Source organism: Massilia luteola (assembly GCF_034420155.1).
Lineage (GTDB): Bacteria > Pseudomonadota > Gammaproteobacteria > Burkholderiales > Burkholderiaceae_D > Telluria > Telluria luteola.
Genome location: NZ_JAXOFN010000008.1, coordinates 84,187 through 101,891, shown reverse-complemented (window position 1 = coordinate 101,891; position 17,705 = coordinate 84,187). Strand labels below are relative to the sequence as shown.

General features: G+C 65.0%; 21 protein-coding genes. 13 read left to right on the top strand and 8 right to left on the bottom strand.

The genetic code is table 11. The annotated features are described in order from the left end of the window. Positions 1 to 67: 67 nt before the first annotated feature. The 3 genes from eno to U9J41_RS11475 all read left to right on the top strand — a co-directional run bounded on the left by eno (position 68) and on the right by U9J41_RS11475 (position 2,053). Complete coding sequence (gene eno, locus U9J41_RS11485) at positions 68 to 1,354, top strand: phosphopyruvate hydratase (RefSeq protein WP_322402313.1); 1,287 nt, start codon at positions 68 to 70, stop codon at positions 1,352 to 1,354. Positions 1,355 to 1,422: 68 nt separating this feature from the next. Beyond that, the gene (ftsB, locus tag U9J41_RS11480; protein ID WP_322402312.1) at positions 1,423 to 1,770 is read left to right on the top strand and encodes a cell division protein FtsB; all 348 of its coding nucleotides are present in this window, start codon (positions 1,423 to 1,425) and stop codon (positions 1,768 to 1,770) included. A 4-nt stretch (positions 1,771 to 1,774) separates the two neighbouring features. Then, the gene (locus tag U9J41_RS11475; RefSeq protein ID WP_322402311.1) at positions 1,775 to 2,053 is read left to right on the top strand and encodes a hypothetical protein; all 279 of its coding nucleotides are present in this window, start codon (positions 1,775 to 1,777) and stop codon (positions 2,051 to 2,053) included. Positions 2,054 to 2,166: 113 nt separating this feature from the next. Here U9J41_RS11475 and U9J41_RS11470 read toward each other — a convergent pair whose 3' ends face one another. The 4 genes from U9J41_RS11470 to U9J41_RS11455 all read right to left on the bottom strand — a co-directional run bounded on the left by U9J41_RS11470 (position 2,167) and on the right by U9J41_RS11455 (position 5,002). Further along, on the bottom strand, positions 2,167 to 2,586 hold the full coding sequence (locus U9J41_RS11470; RefSeq protein ID WP_322402310.1) for a PAAR domain-containing protein: 420 nt from the start codon (positions 2,584 to 2,586) through the stop codon (positions 2,167 to 2,169). A 309-nt stretch (positions 2,587 to 2,895) separates the two neighbouring features. Beyond that, positions 2,896 to 3,381, bottom strand: a complete 486-nt coding sequence (locus U9J41_RS11465) for a Dps family protein (RefSeq protein ID WP_322402309.1) — start codon at positions 3,379 to 3,381, stop codon at positions 2,896 to 2,898. A gap of 136 nt (positions 3,382 to 3,517) precedes the next feature. After that, entirely contained in the window at positions 3,518 to 4,474 is a 957-nt protein-coding gene (gene hslO, locus U9J41_RS11460) for an Hsp33 family molecular chaperone HslO (protein ID WP_322402308.1), read from the bottom strand. Positions 4,475 to 4,477: 3 nt separating this feature from the next. Then, positions 4,478 to 5,002 carry a gamma carbonic anhydrase family protein gene (locus U9J41_RS11455; protein ID WP_322402307.1) on the bottom strand — a complete coding sequence of 175 codons (525 nt, stop codon included), beginning with the start codon at positions 5,000 to 5,002 and terminating at the stop codon, positions 4,478 to 4,480. Between the two features lie 154 nt (positions 5,003 to 5,156). Between U9J41_RS11455 and U9J41_RS11450 the strand changes: the two genes are divergently transcribed. The 9 genes from U9J41_RS11450 (at position 5,157) to bamC (ending at position 13,337) form a co-directional block, all read left to right on the top strand. After that, on the top strand, positions 5,157 to 6,035 hold the full coding sequence (locus U9J41_RS11450; protein ID WP_322402306.1) for an alpha/beta fold hydrolase: 879 nt from the start codon (positions 5,157 to 5,159) through the stop codon (positions 6,033 to 6,035). An 85-nt stretch (positions 6,036 to 6,120) separates the two neighbouring features. Beyond that, entirely contained in the window at positions 6,121 to 6,960 is an 840-nt protein-coding gene (locus U9J41_RS11445; RefSeq protein WP_322402305.1) for a 3',5'-nucleoside bisphosphate phosphatase, read from the top strand. Between the two features lie 248 nt (positions 6,961 to 7,208). Next, positions 7,209 to 8,108 (top strand): protease HtpX, encoded by a 900-nt coding sequence (gene htpX / locus U9J41_RS11440; RefSeq protein ID WP_322402304.1) that lies wholly within the window; start codon positions 7,209 to 7,211, stop codon positions 8,106 to 8,108. Then, positions 8,105 to 8,728, top strand: coding sequence for an L-threonylcarbamoyladenylate synthase (locus U9J41_RS11435; RefSeq protein WP_322402303.1), 624 nt, complete (start codon positions 8,105 to 8,107; stop codon positions 8,726 to 8,728). Before htpX ends, U9J41_RS11435 begins: the two co-directional genes overlap by 4 nt. Positions 8,729 to 8,833: 105 nt before the next feature. Continuing rightward, the gene (locus U9J41_RS11430; protein ID WP_307188999.1) at positions 8,834 to 9,427 is read left to right on the top strand and encodes a site-2 protease family protein; all 594 of its coding nucleotides are present in this window, start codon (positions 8,834 to 8,836) and stop codon (positions 9,425 to 9,427) included. 7 nt (positions 9,428 to 9,434) lie between these two features. Continuing rightward, complete coding sequence (locus U9J41_RS11425; protein ID WP_322402302.1) at positions 9,435 to 10,637, top strand: tryptophan--tRNA ligase; 1,203 nt, start codon at positions 9,435 to 9,437, stop codon at positions 10,635 to 10,637. Continuing rightward, complete coding sequence (locus tag U9J41_RS11420; RefSeq protein ID WP_322402301.1) at positions 10,637 to 11,191, top strand: class I SAM-dependent methyltransferase; 555 nt, start codon at positions 10,637 to 10,639, stop codon at positions 11,189 to 11,191. The genes U9J41_RS11425 and U9J41_RS11420 overlap by 1 nt, the downstream gene beginning before the upstream one ends. 101 nt (positions 11,192 to 11,292) lie before the next feature. Further along, the gene (gene dapA, locus U9J41_RS11415; protein ID WP_322402300.1) at positions 11,293 to 12,189 is read left to right on the top strand and encodes a 4-hydroxy-tetrahydrodipicolinate synthase; all 897 of its coding nucleotides are present in this window, start codon (positions 11,293 to 11,295) and stop codon (positions 12,187 to 12,189) included. Between the two features lie 17 nt (positions 12,190 to 12,206). After that, the gene (bamC, locus tag U9J41_RS11410; RefSeq protein ID WP_425260321.1) at positions 12,207 to 13,337 is read left to right on the top strand and encodes an outer membrane protein assembly factor BamC; all 1,131 of its coding nucleotides are present in this window, start codon (positions 12,207 to 12,209) and stop codon (positions 13,335 to 13,337) included. Positions 13,338 to 13,687: 350 nt separating this feature from the next. Here the strand turns inward: bamC and U9J41_RS11405 are convergent, their stop codons facing one another. From U9J41_RS11405 to U9J41_RS11395, 3 genes are all read right to left on the bottom strand, one after another. Then, on the bottom strand, positions 13,688 to 13,957 hold the full coding sequence (locus U9J41_RS11405; protein ID WP_322402298.1) for a hypothetical protein: 270 nt from the start codon (positions 13,955 to 13,957) through the stop codon (positions 13,688 to 13,690). Between the two features lie 276 nt (positions 13,958 to 14,233). Further along, positions 14,234 to 14,713, bottom strand: a complete 480-nt coding sequence (locus tag U9J41_RS11400; protein WP_322402297.1) for a DUF7931 domain-containing protein — start codon at positions 14,711 to 14,713, stop codon at positions 14,234 to 14,236. Between the two features lie 2 nt (positions 14,714 to 14,715). Further along, a complete protein-coding gene (locus tag U9J41_RS11395; RefSeq protein WP_322402296.1) occupies positions 14,716 to 15,837 on the bottom strand; it encodes a cupin domain-containing protein in 1,122 nt (373 codons plus the stop codon). A 193-nt stretch (positions 15,838 to 16,030) separates the two neighbouring features. Between U9J41_RS11395 and U9J41_RS11390 the strand changes: the two genes are divergently transcribed. Continuing rightward, positions 16,031 to 16,573 (top strand): FKBP-type peptidyl-prolyl cis-trans isomerase, encoded by a 543-nt coding sequence (locus U9J41_RS11390; RefSeq protein WP_322402295.1) that lies wholly within the window; start codon positions 16,031 to 16,033, stop codon positions 16,571 to 16,573. A gap of 126 nt (positions 16,574 to 16,699) precedes the next feature. Here U9J41_RS11390 and U9J41_RS11385 read toward each other — a convergent pair whose 3' ends face one another. Further along, positions 16,700 to 17,704: a hypothetical protein gene (locus tag U9J41_RS11385; RefSeq protein WP_322402294.1), complete on the bottom strand. Its 1,005-nt coding sequence runs from the start codon at positions 17,702 to 17,704 to the stop codon at positions 16,700 to 16,702. Position 17,705: the final 1 nt, after the last annotated feature.

Below are 17,705 nucleotides of genomic sequence, written 5' to 3'. Positions count from 1 at the left end.
GTGTTTGTGGCTTAACGCCTCCCATTTCGCGCTTTGGCTTTTTTTACTTTCTGGAGATTGAACTACCATGAGTGCTATCGTTGACATCATCGGCCGCGAAATCATCGACTCGCGCGGCAATCCGACCGTCGAGTGCGATGTGCTGCTGGAATCCGGCGTGATGGGCCGCGCCGCCGTCCCGTCGGGCGCCTCGACCGGTTCGCGCGAAGCCATCGAGCTGCGTGACGGCGATCCCAAGCGTTACTTCGGCAAGGGCGTACTGCAGGCCTGCGAGAACATCAACACCGAGATCAGCGAAGCCATCATGGGCCTGGACGCCAACGAACAGGCATTCCTGGACCGCACCCTGATCGACCTGGACGGCACCGAGAACAAGAGCCGCCTGGGCGCGAACGCGATGCTGGCCGTCTCCATGGCCGTCGCCAAGGCCGCCGCCGAAGAATCCGGCCTGCCGCTGTACCGCTACTTCGGCGGTTCGGGCGCGATGCAGATGCCGGTGCCGATGATGAACGTCATTAACGGCGGCGCGCACGCCGACAACAACCTGGACATCCAGGAATTCATGATCATCCCGGTCGGCGCACCGTCGTTCAAGGAAGCCGTGCGTTACGGCGCCGAGGTGTTCCACACGCTGAAGAAAATCCTGCACAGCAAGGGCCTGAACACGGCCGTCGGCGACGAAGGCGGTTTCGCCCCGTCCGTCGCGAACCATGAAGAAGCCATCAAGCTGATCATGCAGGCAATCGAGCAGGCAGGCTACGTGGCCGGCCAGGACATCGCGATCGGCCTGGACTGCGCCGCCAGCGAGTTCTACAAGGACGGCAAGTACGTGCTGGAAGGCGAAGGCGGCCTGCAGCTGACGGCCCAGGACTTCACCAACATGCTGGCGACCTGGTGCGACAAATACCCGATCGTCTCGATCGAGGACGCCATGGCCGAAGGCGACTGGGAAGGCTGGGCCACGCTGACCGCCGCCCTGGGCAAGCGCGTCCAGCTGGTGGGCGACGACCTGTTCGTCACCAACACCAAGATCCTCAAGGAGGGCATCCAGAAGGGCGTCGCCAACTCGATCCTCATCAAGATCAACCAGATCGGCACCCTGACCGAGACGTTCGCCGCCATCGAAATGGCCAAGCGCGCCGGCTACACGGCCGTGATCTCGCACCGTTCGGGCGAGACCGAGGACTCGACCATCGCCGACATCGCCGTCGGCATGAATGCCCTGCAGATCAAGACGGGCTCGCTGTCGCGTTCGGACCGCATGGCCAAGTACAACCAGTTGCTGCGCATCGAGGAAGACCTGGGCGATATCGCCAGCTACCCGGGCCGCGACGCCTTCTATAACCTGAAGTAATCGAGTAGTATGGACACGGGTCCGGTTCGCCGGGCCCGTGTTTTCATTCCGCACAGCCGTTTTCATCCATGCGCATCATCACCCTTGCCCTGGCAGCCCTGCTGCTGCTGATCCAGTATCCCCTGTGGCTGGGGAAGGGCGGCTGGCTGACCGTGGCCGACCTGGAAGCCCAGGTGGCGGCAACCCATGCCCACACGGAACAGCTCAAGGCACGCAACGCCAAGCTCGAATCGGAAGTCCGCGACCTGAAGGATGGCCTCGGCGCCGTCGAGGAACGCGCGCGCTACGACCTGGGCATGATCAAATCGAACGAGATCTTCGTGCAGGTGCTGCGCAAGGACGAGAAGCCGGCCGTCATGATGACGGAACCGCCGCCGCCACGAGTCAAGAAGGGCGCCCAGAAGGGCGAGCATTGACGTCATGACCTCCGCCGAATCGTCCCCGCCGGCGCTCGACACGCTCGAGGCCGTCGCCGCCCATCTCGCCGCCGCGTTCGACGCCGGCGATCCCGATACCATGACGCAAGCCCTGTCCCGGGTGGCGCGCTCGTCTGGCCTCGCGCACCTGGCCGCGGCGGCCGCCGTGCCGCGCGAACTGCTCGCCGCCTCGATGAGTCGCGGCGAGCTGGGCCTCGATACGCTGCTGGCGATCATGAAGGTCATCGACCTGTACCGTCCGGCGGACGGGAAGCTGAACTAAACTCGCGTCACCTGGTGCGCGCACGCGCACGGGGCCGTTACGCATCCTCGCAAATTCGCGCCGCCGGCGTGCGCTGCCGCCCCAGGCAGCACCGCACGCCGGCGGCGAGCGCGTCAGGCGCCTGCGCCGACGCCTGCCGGCAGCGCATAGCCCGGCTCCAGCAGGCCGGGAATCGGTTCACCTTCCACCACGACGATCTCGCCGATGCTTTGCGCGCGCGCGACGATGCGGTCGCCGTTCGCGATGTGGCTGCCGACGAGGGCGATCGGGCGGTTCGCGTACGTCGATGCATGCCCGGCACCCGACACGATCACGCTTTCGCTGCCGTCCGGGTAGCGCACCCGGTCGCCGACGCAGGCGATGCGGAAATCGTCCGCGGGTTCGCCCTGCGATGCGAGGACCACTTCGCCGCCGCGGCGGGTGCGCGAGCCGATCGTCGCGATGGGGTAGCGGGCGATGACCTTGCGCGGCGCGGCTGCGCCCTGGGCTGTGCTGGTGGCAAAGGCTGCATCATTGGCACGTACTGATTTCATCCGGTTCTCCAGAAGTTTGCAAATGAGTGGGACGCGATCGCCGCTTGTGATTGCTAAAAGGCTGTAAAAAAGCGACACATTCCCGGCAACGGGTGCACGGCTTCGTACACCGGAGCTCATTGAAGCGCGGCGTTGATTTATGCCAATTGATGCAGCGCAAGTCAAAATTGGCGCTGGCCGGGAATCAGGGGATTCCGACAGGGGCGCTGGTTAACTTCCGACCAGCAATAAAGACGATGCCGCATCGACCCGTGGTTACGGGGCGATGCGGCATGAAAGGGGAAGTGCCCGGCCGTGCCGGGCGGGAGATCAGGACGGCTGGCCGTTCTCGAGGAAGGAACGCAGCATCCACGCATTCTTTTCGTGGATTTCCATGCGGTCGCTCAGCATGCCGGCGCTGGGCTGGTCGTTGGCGTCGTCGGCGATCTTGAACGCTTCGCGGACCGTGCGGATCAGCGCTTCCTGGCCCTCGACCAGCTGGCGGATCATTTCCTGCGCGTTCGGCACGCCCGCTTCTTCCTTGATCGACGACAGTTCCACGAAGCGGGCATAGGTGCCCGGCGCGAAATGGCCCAGGGCGCGGATGCGCTCGGCGATGTTGTCCAGCGCGTTCCACAATTCCGTGTACTGCTCCATGAACATGATGTGCAGCGTCTGGAACATCGGGCCCGTCACGTTCCAGTGGAAATTGTGCGTCTTCAGGTACAGCATGTAGCTGTCCGCCAGAACGCGCGACAGCGACGCGGCGATGTTGGCGCGGTCTTCGGTGCTGATGCCGATATTGATCTTGCTCATGAAGTTCTCCTGTCAGGTTGTCGTTGCTGCATGGATGAATGACAGCTTAACAGGATTAATCAATAGGCGCTGTTTATATTCCCAATCAAATTGATAGGGAAAGCCGATGACGGGATGCCCCATCATCGGCGCGGTCTCAGTGCTTGACGCTGGACGCGGGCGCCACGGCGTCGGCCGTCGTATCGCTGGCGAACAGCTGGGCGCAGTCGACGGCGTCGAAGCCGTAGTGCTTGCCGCAAAAGTCGCAGTTGATGCCCAGCTCGCCCAGGTCGTGCAGGGCGGACTCGACTTCCTGCTGGCCCAGCATCTTGAGCATGTTCGCGACTTTTTCGCGCGAGCACGTGCAGTGGAATTCTGGATGCAGCGGGTCGAACACGCGGATCGTCTCTTCCCAGAACAGGCGCTTGAGCAAGGTTTCCACGTCGGCCGTGAGCAGCTCTTCCTGCTTCAGCGTCTGGCCCAGCATGACGGCGCGGGTCCACGTCTCGCGATCTTCTTCCTCGCTGGCCTGCTCGACCTGGCCTTCGACGGCGCTGTTGCGCGGCAGCTTTTGCAGCAGCAGGCCGCGCGCGACGTTCTCGTCGGCCGCCAGCCACAGCTTGGTGTCCATCTGCTCCGAGCGCAGCATGTAGTTCTCGATGATGGTCGCGATGTCCTCGCCGACCAGCGGCACGACGCCCTGGTAAGGCTGCTGGCCCGGGACCTTGTCCTGCGGGTCGAGCGTGATCACGAAGCGGCCGCGGCCGTGCTGGTTCAGCAACTGGACGACGGTCGCATCGTCCGGCACCTCGGCGCCGTCGCGCAGCTTGGCGGTGGCGCGCAGGCGCAGGTTCGCGTCGCATTCGACGACGAGCAGCTTCACCAGGCCGTCGCCGTGGATCTGCATCACGATCGAGCCATTGAACTTGAGGTTGGCCGACAGCAGCGCCGCCGCGGCAACCATTTCGCCCAGCAAGGCGCGCACCGCCTTGGGATAGGCGTGGCGCGACTGGATCTCGCGCCACGCGTTGGAAATCTCGACGAGCTCGCCGCGTACGGCCGCATTGTCGAAGATGAATTTCTGGAGGATGTCCTTGCTGGTTTCAGTCGTCATTCTTTATCCGATTTTCTTGAGCTCCGCCTTGAAGCGCTTGCCGCGCTCGACATAGCTGGCGGCATTGCCCTGCAGGCGGAGCAGGTCGTCTTCCGTGAGCGTGCGTACCACCTTGGCCGGGGCGCCCAGGATCAGCGAGTGGTCCGGGAATGCCTTGCCTTCGGTGACGACGGCGCCGGCCCCCACGAGGCAGCCCTTACCGATCGTCGCGCCGTTCAGCACCACGGCCTGGATCCCGATCAGCGCGCCGTCCCCGACAGTGCAGCCGTGCAGCATCGCCTGGTGGCCGACGGTGACGTTCTTGCCGAGCACGAGCGGAAAGCCCATATCCGTGTGCATCACCGTGCCTTCCTGCACGTTGCTGCCGGCACCGATCGTGATGCGTTCGTTGTCGCCGCGGATCGTCACGCCGAACCAGACCGAGGCATCCGCCTCGACCGTGACCTTGCCGATCAGGTTCGCCGACTCGGCGACATAGGCCGAAGGATCGATCTCGGGCGCATGCTCGCCCAACTGGTAAATCGCCATGGGGTGCTCACGGAAGGTTGAGATGGCCGTATTTTACGCCCTCCCGCCCGCATCGTCCGGCAAGCGGCCCAGATGGGGCCGGCCAGCGGAAATACAAGCTTCATGCCTATAATGCGAACGGTCGTACTAATTTAAATCCCAGACAGGAAACGCCATGACACCGTCCCGCTCCGAATTCCTCACCATCCGCGGCCTAGCAACCCACGTCCGTCACTGGGGCCGCGCGGGCGCGCCCAAGCTGTTCATGGCCCATGGCTGGATGGACATGTCGGCCTCGTTCCAGTTCGTCGTCGACGCGCTGGCCGGCGACTGGCACGTGATCGCCCACGACTGGCGCGGCTTCGGGCTCACCGACCGCACGGGCAACGACACCTACTGGTTCCCCGACTACTTCGCCGACCTGGAAGCGATACTCGACCATTATTCACCCGACGCGCCGGTGAACCTGCTGGGACACAGCATGGGCGGGAATATCGTGAGCGTGTACGCGGGCGTCCGCCCGGCGCGCATCGCTAAGCTCATCAACCTGGAAGGCTTCGGATTGCCCGCGACACAGCCCGCCCAGGCGCCGGGCCGCTACGCCAAATGGCTGGACGAGGTGAAGGCGCCACCGGCCATGAGCGGCTATGCCAGCCTGGAAGCGGTGGCGGCGCGCCTGCAAAAGACGAATCCGCGCCTGCCGGCCGACCGTGCCGCCTTCCTCGCGCAGCACTGGTCCGCGCAGAACGCGCAGGGCGCATGGGAAATCCTGGGCGACCCGGCGCACAAGATGACGGGACCGCTGCTGTACCAGGTGGAAGAAGTGCTCGCCTGCTGGCGCCGCATCACGGCGCCCGTGCTGTGGGTCGAGGCCGAGCACACCGACATGTGGCGCTGGATGGGACCGAAGGAGGAGGCGCGCCACGAGGTCGACCGCCGCCTGGCCCAGTTGGCGGACGTCACGCCGCGCATGATGCCGGACGCGGGGCATATGCTGCATCACGACCAGCCGGAAATGTTGGCGCGGATGATCGAGGACTTCCTGGCCGCCTGACGTTCTGGTGGGCACCCCGTGCCCACGATTCGCGCCCGATGCGAACCGCGTACAATGGTATTTCGCAAAGACACCCAAGGTCCGGATGCCGCATATGAAAGTCGATCTCCACTGCCACTCCAACGTCTCCGACGGCGTGCTCACGCCCGCCGCCGTGGCCGCGTATGCCCGCAAGGGCGGCGTCGACGCGTGGGCGCTGACGGATCACGACGAGCTGAAAGGCGTCAAGGCCGCACGTGCGGAGGCCGAGGCGCTCGGCATGCGCTTCGTGCCCGGCGTGGAGATTTCCGTGACGTGGGCGGGCGAGACCGTGCACCTCGTCGGCCTGCAGGTCGATGAAGACAATCCTACGCTCCTGCAGGGCCTGGCCGCCACGCGTCACGGGCGCGACGCGCGCGGGCGCGAGATCGCCGCGCAGCTGGACAAGGCCGGCATCCCGAACGCGTACGAGGGCGCGCTGAAATACGTCGGCAATCCGGACCTGCTGTCGCGTACCCATTTCGCGCGCTATCTGTGCGAGGTCGGCGCGTGCTCGACGACGTCCGAGGTGTTCCGCCGCTACCTCACGGAAGGCAAGCCGGGCTATGTGCCGCACCGCTGGGCCACCCTGGCCGATGCGATGGGATGGATCCGCGCCGCCGGCGGCATCCCCGTGATCGCGCACCCGGGCCGCTACCGCTTCGACGCGACGGCCGAGGGCGTGCTGTTCGACGAGTTCAAGCAGCTCGGCGGCAATGCCATCGAAGTCGTCACGGGCAGCCATACGCCGGACCAGTACGCGGCCTATGCCGAGGCGGCGCGCCGCTACGGCTTCCTCGCGTCGCGCGGGACGGATTTCCACGCGCCGGGGGAGGCGCGCGTGGAGTTCGACCAGTTGCCGCCGTTGCCGAGCGGGGTGGTGCCGGTCTGGCATGATTGGTTTTGAGTCGGCCACGTATCGCAAGCAACGTCGTCCCCGCGAAGGCGGGGATCCAATTTACGCCGCGTCGACGCACAAAACCTGGGCCCCCGCCTGCGCGGGGGCGACGGTTTTACGGCCGCGTGCTTGAAATTCCGCCGTTCAGCCCTTATCTTGTCCGACTGATATCGAACCAATCGTAGGGTGGGCACGCCGTGCCCACGCGTGGGCGGAGGGCCGCCCACCTGCGTAACCCGGCCGGAGACCGTCCCCCCATGAAGCGCATACTGCTGTTCCTCGCCACCAACCTCGCCGTCGTGCTGGTGCTGTCGATCGTGCTGAACGTCCTCGGCGTCGGACGTCCCGTCGGCGGCGCCGGGATCAACGTCGGGGCGCTGCTCGTGTTCTCGCTCGTCGTGGGCTTCACGGGCGCGATCATCTCGCTGTTGATGAGCAAGCCGATGGCCAAGTGGTCGACCGGCGCGCGCGTCATCGAGCAGCCCGGCAATGCCACCGAGGCATGGCTGATGAACACGGTGAGCAACCTTGCGCAGCGCGCTGGCATCGGCATGCCGGAAGTGGCCGTGTACGAGGGCGAACCGAATGCGTTCGCGACGGGCGCCTTCAAGAATTCCGCACTGGTGGCCGTGTCGACGGGCCTGCTCGCCAGCATGAACCGCGAGGAAGTCGAGGCCGTGCTGGGTCACGAGATCGCGCACGTGGCGAACGGCGACATGGTCACGCTCACGCTGATCCAGGGCGTCGTCAACACCTTCGTCGTGTTCCTCGCGCGCGTCGTCGGCTTCTTCGTCGACAACGTCGTGTTCCGGCGCGGCGACAACGAGCGCGGTCCCGGCATCGGTTACGCGGTCACCGTGTTCGTGTGCGAGATCCTGTTCGGCATCGTCGCGTCGATCATCGTCGCCTGGTTCTCGCGCCGGCGCGAATTCCGCGCGGACGCCGGTTCCGCGCAACTGCTGGGCAGCGCGCTGCCGATGCAGCATGCGCTGGCCCGCCTCGGCGGCCTGCAACCCGGCGCGCTGCCGCAGTCGATGGCGGCGTCCGGCATCTCCGGCCACGGCAGCGGCTGGGGCGCACTGTTCGCGTCGCATCCGCCGATGGAAGAACGCATCGCGGCATTGCAGGCCCTGCGCCAGACGGGGGCGGCGCGATGACGCAATATTTCGAAGTCCATCCCCAGAATCCGCAGGCCCGGCTGATCCGCCAGGCCGCCCAGATCATCCAGTCGGGCGGCATCGTCGCCGCGCCGACCGATTCCGCCTACGCCCTCGTATGCCGCCTGGACGACAAGACGGCCGTCGAAAAACTGCGGCGCATCCGCGGCGTCGACGACAAGCACCACCTGACGCTGCTCGTGCGCGACCTGTCCGAGATCGCCACCTATGCGCGCGTCGACAATCGCCAGTACCGCCAGCTGAAAGCCGTCACGCCGGGACCGTACACGGTGATCCTGGAAGCGACGAAAGAGGTGCCGCGGCGCCTGTCGCATCCGTCGCGCAAGACGATCGGCATCCGCGTGCCGGAAAACGCGATCCTGCTCGCGCTGCTGGAAGAACTGGGCGAGCCGCTGATCGGCACCACGCTGCAACTGCCGGGCGACGACCAGATGCTGTCCGATCCGGACGAGGTGCGCGAGCGCCTCGACCGCCAGATCGAGCTCGTGATCGACGGCGGCGCCGGCACGCTCGAACCCACCACCATCGTCGACCTCACGGGACCTGAAGCCGAGCTCGTGCGCGAAGGCCGCGGCGACCCGGCCGCGTTCGGCCTCTAGCGCCCGCGGCCGTCGTGACCGCGCGCTCTGATAGAATCGCAGTCTATGGATGAACTCATACGCAATCTGGCAGTGTATGCACTGCCTGTCCTCTTTGCGATCACGATGCACGATGCCGCCCAGGCATTCGCCGCACGGTACTTCGGGGACAACACCGCCCACGCCGCAGGGCGTACCACCTTCAACCCCCTCGGTCACATCGATCCCATCGGCACCATCGTCATTCCGGTGGTGATGTACCTGATGTCCGGCTTCGTGTTCGGCTATGCGAAACCGCTGCCGATCAACTACGGCCAGATGCGCCATCCCAAGCGCGACATGGCGTGGGTGGCGCTGTCCGGTCCCGGCGCCAATTTCGTGATGGCCCTGATGTGGCTGCTGATCGCGATCTTCCTGCAGTATTTCGGCGTGCAGGAAGATTTCCCGCACCTCGTGGCCGACGCGGGCGTCAAGACCAACCTGTGGCTGATGGCGTTCAACCTGCTGCCGATCCCGTCGATGGATGGCGGCCGCGTGCTGTTTTCCATGCTGCCGCACAAGGCCGCGTTCCAGTTCGCGCGCCTGGAGCCGTACGGCTTCATCATCCTGCTGGCGCTGATCTTCCTGAAGGTGATCGGTTACTGGCTGTTCTTCGTCGAGCTGATCGCGAAGCTGCTGCTGCACCTGATCGTCTCTCCCCTGAACATTCTCCTGACCTGATACCGCTATGTTTCCCGACCGTGTCGTTTCCGGCATGCGCCCCACCGGGCTGATGCACCTTGGCCACTACCACGGCGCCCTGAAGAACTGGATCCGCATGCAGTCCGAGCTGCCGTGCCTGTTCTTCGTGGCCGACTGGCACGCGCTGACCACGCACTACGACGACCCGTCGATCATCGAAAAAAGTACCTGGGACATGGTCATCGACTGGCTGGCGGCCGGCATCGATCCGGCCCAGGCCACGATCTTCATCCAGTCGAAGGTCCCGGAACACGCGGAACTGCACCTGCTGCTGTCGATGGCCACGCCGCTCGGCTGGCTCGAGCGCGTGCCGACTTACAAGGACCAGATCGAGAACCTGTCCAACCGCGACCTGGCCACCTACGGCTTCCTCGGCTATCCGCTGCTGCAGGCGGCCGACGTGCTGATCTACCGCGCCACGCAGGTGCCGGTCGGCGAGGACCAGGTCCCGCACATCGAAATGATGCGCGAGATCGCGCGCCGCTTCAACCACCTGTACGGCAAGGAACCGGGCTTCGAGCAGAAGGCGCTGGAGGCCGTGAAAAAGCTGGGCAGCAAGCGCGCCAAGCTGTATGCGGAACTGCGCACGGCCTACCAGCAGGATGGCATTGCTGCCGCGCTGGAGCAGGCGCAGGCCATGCTGGACGAGGCGGGCAGCCTGTCGAACATCGACCGCGAGCGCCTGTTCGGCTATCTCGAAGGCAGCCGCAAGATCATCCTCGTCGAGCCGCAGGTGAAGCTGACGGAAGCGTCGCGCCTGCCGGGCCTGGATGGCCGCAAGATGTCCAAGAGCTACGGCAACGCGATCTCGCTGCGCGAAGATCCGGAATCCGTCACGAAGAAAATCCGCACGATGCCGACCGACCCCGCGCGCGTGCGCAGGAGCGACGTGGGCGATCCGCTCAAATGCCCCGTGTGGCAATTGCATGAAGTCTATTCCGCCCCGGCTACGCGCGAATGGGTGATGAAGGGCTGCACGAGTGCCGGCATCGGCTGCCTGGAGTGCAAGCAGCCCGTCGTGGAAGCCGTGCTGGCCGAACAGGAGCCGATGCACGAGCGCGCCCAGCAATACGTCGACGACCCGTCGCTCGTGCGCGCCATCGTCGCCGACGGCTGCGAGCGCGCACGCAAGCTGGCGCAGGAGACGATGCGCGACGTGCGCGAAGTCATGGGTCTCTCGTACTCGTGATGCACGGCGCCGGCGACAATCCATCGGCCTGGGTCGCGCGCTGGGCGCGTTCGATCCCGCCAGGCGAGACGCTCGATCTCGCCTGCGGCGGCGGCCGCCATGCGCGCCTGCTGGCCGCGCTCGGCCACCCCGTGCAGGCCGTCGACCGCGACGCGGCCGCGCTGGCGCAGGCGGCCGGGCCCGGCATCACGACCTTGCAAACCGACCTGGAAGCGGAGGGTGCCACGTGGCCCTTCGCGCCGGGACGCTTTGCCGGCATCGTCGTCACGAACTACCTGCATCGGCCGCTGTTCGCGCACCTGGCGGCGGCGCTGGCGCCGGACGGGATGCTCGTCTACGAAACCTTCGCCCAAGGCAATGAACGCTTCGGCAAGCCGTCGAATCCGGCCTTCCTGCTGGCATCCGGCGAGCTGCTCGATATGGCCCTTCGTCACGGCCTGCGCGTGCTGGCGTACGAGGACGGCAGCGTCGACGCGCCGCGTCCGGCACGCGTGCAACGGCTGTGCGCGGCGGGGCCGGCATTCGATCCGGCGGCGGTCAGACTGGATATGTAACCAACCTGTAACCATGCCATTTATATGGTGTGGAATGAACCATAACGCCAGGCTATCCGCTACAATCGACAATTATTTATTAACGGCACGGTCCACTGATTATGATTAAGGGCAGCATAGTAGCAATCGTCACTCCGATGTTCGAGGATGGAAGTTTGGACAGGGACAGCCTGCGCAAACTGCTCGACTGGCATGTGGCGGAAGGTACGGACGCGATCTGCATCGTCGGTACCACTGGCGAATCGGCCACCGTGAGCCCGGACGAGCACTGCGACCTGATCAAGCTGACGGTCGACCACGTCGCTGGCCGTGTCCCGGTCATCGCCGGCACGGGCGGCAACTCGACGGCCGAAGCGATCGCGCTCACCCGCCACGCCAGGGAAGTCGGTGCCGATGCCTCGCTGCAGGTCGTCCCGTACTACAACCGTCCGTCGCAGGAAGGCATGTATCGCCACTTCAAGGCGATCGCCGAATCGACCGACCTGCCGGTGTATCTGTACAACGTGCCGGGCCGTACCGTGGCCGACATGAGCAACGAGACCGTGGTGCGCCTGGCCGCCATCGACAACGTCGTCGGCATCAAGGACGCGACCGGCAACATCGCGCGCTGCATCGAACTGCTGCGCGACATCGACCGTTCGTTCGCCGGCAAAGGCAAATCGTTCGGCGTGTACTCGGGCGACGACGCGAGCGCACTGGCGCTGATGCTGTGTGGCGGCGCCGGCAACATCTCGGTGACCGCGAACGTGGCGCCGCGCGCGATGGCCGAGATGTGCAAGGCCGCGCTGAGCGGCCAGAACGCCCGCGCGATCGAGATCAACAACAGCGTGCTGGAACTGCACAGCAAGCTGTTCGTCGAACCGAATCCGGTGCCGGTGAAATGGGCACTGGCCGAGATGGGCAAGATGCCGGCCGGCCTGCGCCTGCCGCTGGTGCAGCTGTCCGCGCAATACCACGACACCGTCCGCGCGGCCCTGCGCGCCTCCGGCGTTCTTTGATTACCAGCTTTAACGATATGACGAATCGCAAGATGATGACCTCCACCGTAGCCCGCACCCTGGCGCTGACCGCCATCGCGTTCAGCCTGACCGCGTGCACGACCGTGTTCGAATCGGACAAGGTGGACTACAAAGCCTCCAAGAAGGCCGCGCCGCTGGACATTCCGCCGGACCTGACCCAACTGCAAAAGGACAACCGCTACGCCGTGCCGGATGGCCGCGGCGTCGCGACAGCCTCCGGCTTCCAGCAGCAGCGCAGCGCCAATCCGGCCGTTGCCGCCGCGTCCGGCGAACAGATCGGACAAGTGCCCACCGACACCATCCGGATCGAGCGCAACGGCAACCAGCGCTGGCTCGTGGTCAAGGAAACGCCGGAACAGCTGTGGCCGCAACTGCTGGAGTTCTGGCATAACTCGGGCTTCACCGTCGAGACCGAGTCGGCGCAGACCGGCATCATGGAAACCAACTGGGCCGAGAACCGCGCCAAGATCCCGCAGGACTTCATCCGCCGCACGATCGGCAAGGTATTCGATTCCGCGTATTCGACGGGCGAGCGCGACAAGTTCCGCACGCGCCTCGAGCGCCGTCCGGACGGCATGACCGAGATCTACATCAGCCACCGCGGCGCCGAGGAAGTGCTGACCGGCCCGCAGAAGGAAACGTCGACGTGGACCGCGCGTCCGAACGATCCGGAGCTGGAAGCCGAATTCCTGGGCCGCCTGATGGCCCAGCTGACCGGCACCAAGGTCAAGGAAGCGACCGCATTCGTGACCAACGCTCCGCTGGAGCCGCAGCACGCCAAGCTGGAAGGCAGCAAGGTCGTCGTCGACGAAGGCTTCGACCGTGCCTGGCGCCGTGTCGGCCTGGCGCTGGACCGCGTCGGCTTCACGGTGGAAGACCGCGACCGTGTGCAGGGCATCTATTTCGTGCGCTATGTCGACCCGGACGCAGTCAAGAAGGAAGGTTTCTTCAGCAAGCTGTTCGGCAGCGACGACAAGAACAAGGAAGCGCAGAAGTTCCGCGTGATCGTCTCGACCGTGCCGAACGCGACGTCGACCGACGTGACCGTCCAGACGAACGACGGCAAGCCGGAGACGTCGCCGACCGGGGCCAAGATCCTCAAGTTGCTGGCGGACGAGTTGAAATAACCTCGTATCGCTCGAACGAAAAACCGGCCTTCGTGGCCGGTTTTTTTATTGCTCGGGCAATGCGTGGTGGGGTGCCCATCCCATGAATTAACCGGACCGTGGCTCGGTCGACGTATCGTGGGCACGGGGTGCCCAGCGTACGAATTAAACGGGCCGTGGCTTGGCCGATGTATCGTGGGCACGGGGTGCCCGGCGTACGAATTAAACGGGGTCGTGGCTTGGCGATGCACCGTGGGCACGGGTGCGCAAACGGAACCGTAGGGTGGGCACCCCGTGCCCACCAACCATATGCAAAACATACGGACGTAAAAAAACCGGCCCGCAGGCCGGTTTTTTCAGCGCGGTGCTGATTACTTCGAAGCAGCCGGAGCAGCAGCAGCCGAAGCGGCGTCAGCAGCAGCCGAAGCAGCCGAAGCGGCAGCCGAAGCGGCCGAAGCAGCAGCGTCAGCAGCAGCCGGAGCAGCCGGGGTAGCGGCAGCGTCAGCCGGAGCGGCCGGAGCAGCAGCCGGAGCGGTCGTCTCAGCAGCCGGAGCCGCCGGGGTCACGGTGGTTTCTTCTTTCTTCGAGCAGGCAGCCAGAGCAACAGCCAGCAGGGAAACGATCAGCAGAGATTTTTTCATGGTTTTTCCTTAATTGATTCAAAAGGGTGGTGCGATGAATAATTACCGGTAATTATCGCTCGTCAGGAATTCTCTTGTTTGTATACTTTGGAAAAAGTGCCTACAGACAACGGAACCTTCCTAACCCGATATTATAGCCAAATTTACTGAATCGCAATAGAAAAGTCGTGTCAAGACGTAACAGTTGCCAGAACAGGCAATCTTCATTTTGTTGTAACGTGACGGCGCCTGTCCGTGCGCTAGTTCTCATAGGCGAAAGCAAGTGAAAACTAGTGATTACAACCCGGTAACACTGGCCTGCAGACCAGGCTGTGATTCTGCCCAAATTCCATCGAAGCGCAGGCGTGACAGCTCGGTTTGTTGCGGCGCATCAAAAGCCGCTTCGCCACGCATGTGATCGCTGTGGAAGCGCCGCACGATATGCAGGTCGTCCGCGATGCAGAACGAGTCCGTGAGGTCGCGCAGCGCGCGCGGCGTCCGGCGGCACTCGATGGCGTGGGCGTAATCCCGCAACAGGCGCAGGAAGCGCGGCGCCTCCCGCTCCAGGTGCGCGGCATCGTGCAGCGCCAGGCGCAGGCGGCCGCCGTCGTGCAGGAAGCGGCGCAGGGCCGCATCGACGTCCGGTGCGCCCAGGCGGAACAGGGCGTAGTCCGGATCGAACATGACGAGCGTCGTCCGCGCCCGCGCCAGCACGTCGCCAAGGCGCTGCTGGAACGCGGCGCGGGTGTCGAAGGGTTCGGGCGCGGGCGCGGCCATGGTCAGTTCAGCTCCAGCCAACCGTCCTGATACCAGGTGTACAGCGCTTCCAGCACGTCGTCCGACGCCTGCGCGAGCAGGGCGCCGGCCAGGCCGCGCTCGTTGGCGAGCACGTCCAGTACGGTCTTGTCGGCGCGTCCGACGGCAAACGATTCGCCATTGATGAATACGTGCTTGCCGCGGTACAGCATCAATGTCTTGGGCGACAACTTGAGGCCCTTCTTCGCCGCCTGCTCCATGAAGCGGCCCATCGTCAGCGGTTTCGCCACCGGCGTGAAGAACACGTTGTGCTTGGGCTCGGACAGGTGTTCGCCCAGGAAGATCGTCACGTCTTCCTCGTCCCAGCGCACCTTGTTGAGCTCTTCGGTGATGGTCGACAGCATGTCGCGCGGGATCTCGGCCGGGTTCTTCGCCGGCGCCAGGCCGGGATCGGCGTAGCGGCCCGGCAGGTCGATCGAATCGGCCATGAATTGCAGGAAGGCCTCGCCCAGTTCCTGGAACGACGGCGAGCGGAAGCCGATCGAATACGTCATGCATTCGCCCTCGGCCACGCCGTCGTGCGCGTAGTGCGGCGGCAGGTACAGCATGTCGCCCGGTTCCAGCACGAATTCTTCCTCGGGCTCGAAGTTGGCGAGGATCTTCAGCGGCAGGCCGTCGACGAGCGTCAGGTCCTGCTGCGCGCCGATGCGCCAGCGGCGCCTGCCCTGCGCCTGCAGCAGGAAGACGTCGTAGGAATCGAAGTGCGGGCCGACGCCGCCGCCATCCGTCGCATAGCTGACCATCAGGTCGTCCAGGCGCGCGTCCGGCACGAAGCGGAACTGGCGCAGCAGCGCGTCCGCCCTGGCATCGTGCAGGTTCACGCCCTGCACGAGCATGGTCCACTCGCGCTGCGTGCGCGGCGGCAACCCGGCCAGCGGGCCGTGCTGCATGTCCCAGATGCCGTCCGCCAGCGTGACGAGGCGCGACTCGACGTGGTTCAGCTGCGCCAGTTCGGCCAGCTTCTCGAACTTGAGCAGCGGCTTGAAATCGGGGATCGCCTGACGGATCAGGAGAGGCTTCTTGTGCCAGTAATCGCGGAGAAACTGGGCGGGGGTAATGTTCCCGAGGAGCTGTAATTTTTGCATGCGCCATTATAACCAGCGCCCGTTGTCGCAAGTGGCTTCTAAAACCGTGGCGAGCGGAAGCAATGCTGGCCGAGAAGCGCAGCTGTACGAAAGTACAGTGGGCATCGCACGCCTGCAGTGCGGCGCGCAGTAGGTTTTTGGAGCCACTGGTGGTAGGGTTATAATCGCAACCTTACCCACGAAAGGAAGTGCAATGAAGATTGCCCAGAACACGGTTGTGTCGGTGAACTACAAACTGTCCGACGCCCAGAACAACCTGATCGAAGACGGCGCCCAGCCGATGGTCTACCTGCACGGTGGCTACGAGAACACGCTGCCCAAGATCGAAGAAGAGCTGGACGGCAAGGACGTGGGTTACACGTCGACGATCCAGATCGAGCCGGAAGACGCGTTCGGCGACTACGACCCGAACCTGGTCAAGGTCGAAGAGCGCAACCGCCTGCCGGAGCCGATCGAAGTCGGCATGCAGTTCGAAGGCATGGCCGAGGGTGGCGACGAAGAGCCGGTGATCTTCACCGTCACCGAAATCGCCGACGACAAGGTCGTCCTCGACGGCAACCATCCGCTGGCCGGCATGGCCCTGCGCTTCGACCTGTCCGTGATCGACGTGCGTGCGGCAACGCCGGAAGAGATCGCGCACGGCCACGTGCACGGCGCCCACGGCCACGATCACGGCCATGACGACATCGGCGACAGCGAAGAGGGCGACCACTTCCGCAGCCAGCCGCTGCAGTAATCGCGATGCCGTCGTTCCCGCGCGAAGGCGGGAACCCAATGTCTTCGGCGTCGAACGCAAAGCTTGGGTCCCCGCCTGCGCGGGGACGACGCGGGTATTGCGGCGGCCGAATCCGCGGTGACATGGTCACTGGCCTTTCGCCGGCTTCGCCGCCTCGACCTTGCGTTGATCGACCTTGAACAGGGTCTTCGTCGCCGGGTCCACGACCACTTCCAGCGCATCCGCGCCGGCCGCGAGGTGGCCGACGTTGCCGCGCCATTCGATCGCCGGCTTCGCGCGCACGCGCGTGCCGTCCACGAGCAGCACCTTGCCCCGGAATTTCTGCGCCAGCGACAGGATCAGCCGGCGCGGTTCGGCAAAGCCGTCGTTGTCCGGCGCCGCGCCGCGCAGCAGGGCCCGCAGGCCGGTCGGTTGCGAGAGCGCCTTCACGTCACCCTCGGAAAACAGCACGAGCGCTTCCAGCTTGTCGCGCCGGGCGATGGCGAACAGCCGGTTCAGCCAGAACCGGTTGGCGACGAGCCTGTCCTCATACTCGCTGTTGCGGCCGGCCTCGTTCAGGTAGTGGTTGTTATTGGCCGGCATGTTGACGGTCGCATATAACACCTTGCCGACCGACCAGTGGGCATTCTCCGCATAACTGCGAAAACGCGGGCTCATCGACTGCCGCGTCAGCGCCAGCTTGCGCACGCCCAGCGTGTTCGGTTCGCCGTAGAACAGTTCGCGGATGCGGTTCAGGCGCTCGATCGCGTCGGAGCGGCCGGCGCTGTTCTTGCATTCGCTCCAGTCGCTGCCGGCCGGCAGCACGACGACGGGCCGGCGCGCATCGTCGAGCAGTTCGCGCCGCTGCTGGTACAGCTTGTCGGTGCACGGTTCGTTCATCCCCTTGATGCCAGTGACGACGAGGAAGGCGACGACATTGTCGTCGTTGTCGCGCAGCGCCTGCGCGAGGCGCTTTTCGCCGCCGTCCGTGAAGCCGTGGCCGATGATGGCGAAGCGGTGCGCATTGTCCTCGTAGGTGTTGCGGATCAGCGCGACCGCACGGGCGCCTCCCGTGAGGGCGCAGAGGATGGCAAACAAGGCGAACGAACGGCGCCGCCGTATCGACAGCCGCTGCATCGACAGCCGGTGCATC